Here is a 3969-nt window from a genome sequence, read left to right on the forward strand (position 1 = left end):
CCAGATCTACACCCACGTCGCCGGCGAGCACCTGGCCGAAGTGGTTCGGACCAAGCACCCGCTGGGACGCAAGGAGTAGGGCGGGGCGCCCCGCCGTCAGTCCATCGTGTGGAAGTACTCGACGGTCTCGGTGTCGCCCCAGACGTTGCAGGCGCCCTTGCCGTAGACGACGATCGGCTGCTTGGTGGCGTAGGCGGTCGTCAGCAGGGCGAGCTTGGCCTGGCCGGCGGGCGTCGAACCGTCGAAGGCCCAGCGGGCGGTGTTGGTCGCGCAGGTCGGGGTCGCGGTGCGCGAGCCCAGGTGGTGGAACAGCACCGTCCCGTTGTCCATCACGTGCAGATAGATGACCAGCCCGCTCGCCGAGGACGAGGCTTGGGCGGTGGGTGCGACCAGGGCGGTGGCCGCGAGGAGACCGGCGAGCGCGACGCGCAGACGCTTCATGAAACTGGCTTTCGGTAGGGTTTCGGGCCGGCGGACTATGGTGAAGCTACAGGGTGCGCGCAACTCTTGGATGAGTTTTATCGGGCGTTCCCGATGGCGTGCGGGGACAGGCGCCGAAGCCTGCACCCACACGGGTCAGTTGGCGGTGTAGATGTAGTCGATGGTCTCGGTGTCGCCGCCCTGGCCGCACGCGCCGTCTCCGACCACGACGATCTTCTTGCCCGACGAATAGGCGGTGAGCAGCAGGGAGAGCTTGGCCTGGCCGGCGGGGGTGGAGCCGTCGAAGGCCCAGCGGCCCATGTTGGTGGCGCAGGCCGGCCGGGCCGTGCGGTCGCCGTTGTGATTGAACAGCACCGTCCCGTTCTTCAGGACGCTCACCAGGCTGACGTCGCCGATGGTGGTGCTGGAGGCATGGGCGGCGGACGTGAAGAGAAGGGCGACGGCGGCGGCCGCGACCAGGCGTTTCATGAAGATCTCCAAAGGTTGACGAGCAGCCGTGACGGCCAAGGTCAAGCTTTAGGAGGCGCGCGTCGACGTGGTCAATCTTGGGTGGATTTCGACGAGACGGCTCGCGCCGCCTCGTCGCTTCGTTCGCTGCTACTTCGTCAGCACCAGGCTTTCCGGGAACGGGCCGCCCTTGAAGTCGAGACGGCCGGCAGCGCCGGCGGCGCGCTTGCAGAAGCCGGCCTTGATGATCTGCTTGGCCAGCTCGGGGGCCTGCATCAGGCTGACCTGGTCGCCCAGGCAGCGGTGCTCGCCGAAGCCCAGGTGCAGGTAGTGATAGGCCGGGCGGCCGGGCTTGAAGGTCTCCGGATCGGGAACGACCGTGCCGTCGTGCATGGCCGAGGCGACGCTGGCGAACACCACCGTGCCGGCGGCCAGGGTGGTCTGGCGCGGGGTGCCGGCGGCGATCGTGTAGGGCTCGACCAGCAGGCGGACCACGAACGGGGCCATCGGGTTGAAGCGCAGGGCCTCCCAGAAGATGGCGTCGAAGGTCGCGTCGTCATTGGCCTGGGCCGCGCGCTTGGCGGCGACCATCTGGTCGGGCCGGTCGAGCAGCTGGTCGATCGCCTGAACGATGGCGGCCGAGGTGGTCTCGATGCCGCCGACCAGCAGGCCCATGGTGTTCGAAAGGATCCGGCCCTGGTCGAAGCCGATCTGCGGCGGGGTCTGCAGGCGCAGCATGCGGGAGACCACGTCGTCGAGCTTGGGATCGGCCTTCACCTGCTTGGCGCGGCGGGGCAGGAAGTCTTCCAGGTAGGACCGCATCTCGGCCCCGGCGGCGATGTTGGCCGCATGGACCTTGGGGTCGTCGGTCAGGTTGTGGAACATGTCGTTCTGGGTGGCGTAGGACCAGCGCAGCATCGCCGTCAGGTCCGGCCCCGGAAAGCCGAAATATTGGCCGGTCAGGGCGATCGGGCCGGGGCGGGTGACCTGCGAGACCAGCTCCAGCCGGCCGTCGGGCGAGGCGCCCTGGGCGATCAGCTTGGCGCCGATCTTGGCCACCGTCTGGCGCACGCTGGGCAGGTCGGCCTGCTGGATCAGGGCGCGCATGATGCTCTTGTCGCGCTGGTTGTAGACCGTGCCGTCGCGGGCCAGCATGAACGGGCCGACGGCTGGGTCCATCTTGGGCGCGTAGGGCTTGACCGTGAACTGCAGGTTCCGGGTCAGGGCCTCCTCGACGTCGGCGAACATCGCCAGGAGGGTCGGCCCGCCGGGCGTGACCAGGATCGGCCGCCGGGTTCGCAATTCCTTGAACAGCGCCAAGGGCTTGGTGGCGATCCACTGATAGAGGAGGCCCAGTTTCTGCTGCGGCTGCTGCGCGGCGTCGTAGGCGTCCAGGAACGATGATGCTGCGACATCGACCATCTTTGACCTCGGCTTGGCGGGTTTGGTTGTTCTGAAAAAAAGCGGCCCCGAGACGCACCCGCCACGAGAGGGGCAGGCGCGTCACTTCCAGAAATTGTATCCCATGTTGATGAGTCCTCAAAATTGCATTCTTATGGGGTGCGTCGCGGAGGGGAACGTCGATGTCGGGATTCAAGAAAGCCGCCTTGTGGATCTTGGCGCTGGTCGTCTTCGTGGCGGTGGGGATCGGGATCCAGAAGGTTCTGTCCTTCGTCGAGCCGCCGCTGCCGCCGGCCCAGCCGGTGCGCGAGGCCCGCTGGCTCGACCAGGGCTGGAGCGAGAGCGACCGCTACTGGTTCCACCACGCCACCCAGGGCACCTCGACCCTGCCGATCCCCTACGCCTGGTTCGTGGCCGTGGCCGAACCGAAGATCCTGCCCGGCAAGGAGAAGCTGTTCATCAACGACGGCTACATGCAGAAGCTGGGCTTCATCCCCAGCCCGCCGTCGGGCGGCGGCCAGGCGGGTCCCGCCGGCTGGCGCGAGAAGGCCTACGGCTACAAGCACAAGATCGGCGGCGTGCCCGCCGACGCCTCGGTCGAGAGCAACCAGGGCCTCAACCCGGCCGGCATGCCGGTGGGCTTCGCCATCACCAAGGCCTATGCCGACCCGACCACCGGCAAGATGCTGCCCGACCAGGTGGGCCTGACCTGCGCGGCCTGCCACACGGGCCACCTGGAATATAACGGCGTCTCCCTGCGCATCGACGGCGGCAACGCCGCCTCGAGCCTGGGCCAGCTGACCAGCACCCTGGGCGCGGCCCTGCTGCTGACCGACGTGCTGCCCTGGCGCTTCAACTCGTTCGCCGACCGGGTGCTCGGCCCCAAGGCCACCAAGGCCCAGCGCAAGCAGCTGCACGCCGACCTGAAGGCGACCATCAAGACCCTGGCCGCGGCGGCCAAGGCGACGTCGGAGATCGACAGGCGCGACGGCGTGCCCGAGGGCTTCAACCGCCTGGACGCTCTCAACCGCATCGGCAACGAGGTGTTCTACGTCAACCTGCTGCCGGTGAAGTCGGCGACCTTCGACCCTCTGGTCAACTACGCGGCCCTGAGCGCGCCGGTGAAGTATCCGCATCTGTGGACCACGCCGTGGTTCACCTGGGCGCAGTACGACGGTTCGATCGGCCAGCCGGCCATCCGCAATGTCGGCGAGGCGATCGGGGTGCTGGCGCGGGTGAACATGACCACCTACGACCAGCCCCACAAGCTGTGGGACTCGTCGGTGCCGGTGGGCAACCTGGCGCGGATGGAGCAGCAGATCGAAGGCCCCAACCCGCTGGACCGCGAGCCCGACGGCCGGGTGCGCGGCTTCAAGGGGCTGTCGGGTCCCAAGTGGCCGCAGGACGTGCTGGGCCGGATCGACATCGCCAAGGCCGAGGCGGGCCGCAAGGTCTACGCCCTGCGCTGCCAGGGCTGCCACCTGCCGCCGGTCGACGACCCCAACCAGGCGCTCTACACCCCGTCGCTGTGGACCACGGCCAACGAGCACGGCGAGAGCTATCTGAAGGTCAACATCATCCCGCTCAGCGTGGTCGGCACCGACCCCGGCCAGGCCGAGATCCTGTCGGCCCGCAAGATCAAGACGCCGCTGGCGCTTGGCCTGCAGCCCGGCGTCACCG

5 protein-coding genes are annotated in these 3969 nt (G+C 68.3%); 2 read left to right on the top strand and 3 right to left on the bottom strand.

The window, feature by feature from the left end:
* On the top strand, positions 1–79 hold a 79-nt coding region (locus DMC18_RS27075), incomplete at its 5' end, for a hypothetical protein (protein ID WP_233248274.1).
* A 17-nt stretch (positions 80–96) separates the two neighbouring features.
* Here DMC18_RS27075 and DMC18_RS23625 read toward each other — a convergent pair.
* The 3 genes from DMC18_RS23625 to DMC18_RS23635 form a co-directional block, all read right to left on the bottom strand.
* Positions 97–441, bottom strand: coding sequence for a hypothetical protein (locus DMC18_RS23625; RefSeq protein ID WP_110133367.1), 345 nt, complete (start codon positions 439–441; stop codon positions 97–99).
* Positions 442–576: 135 nt separating this feature from the next.
* On the bottom strand, positions 577–909 hold the full coding sequence (locus DMC18_RS23630; protein ID WP_110133368.1) for a hypothetical protein: 333 nt from the start codon (positions 907–909) through the stop codon (positions 577–579).
* Between the two features lie 129 nt (positions 910–1038).
* Positions 1039–2310, bottom strand: coding sequence for a cytochrome P450 (locus DMC18_RS23635; protein ID WP_110133369.1), 1272 nt, complete (start codon positions 2308–2310; stop codon positions 1039–1041).
* 161 nt (positions 2311–2471) lie between these two features.
* Between DMC18_RS23635 and DMC18_RS23640 the strand changes: the two genes are divergently transcribed.
* A partial coding sequence (locus tag DMC18_RS23640) for a di-heme-cytochrome C peroxidase (RefSeq protein WP_199232622.1) occupies positions 2472–3969 on the top strand: 1498 nt, incomplete at its 3' end.

It is taken from the genome of Caulobacter sp. D5 (assembly GCF_003185805.1).
Lineage (GTDB): Bacteria > Pseudomonadota > Alphaproteobacteria > Caulobacterales > Caulobacteraceae > Caulobacter.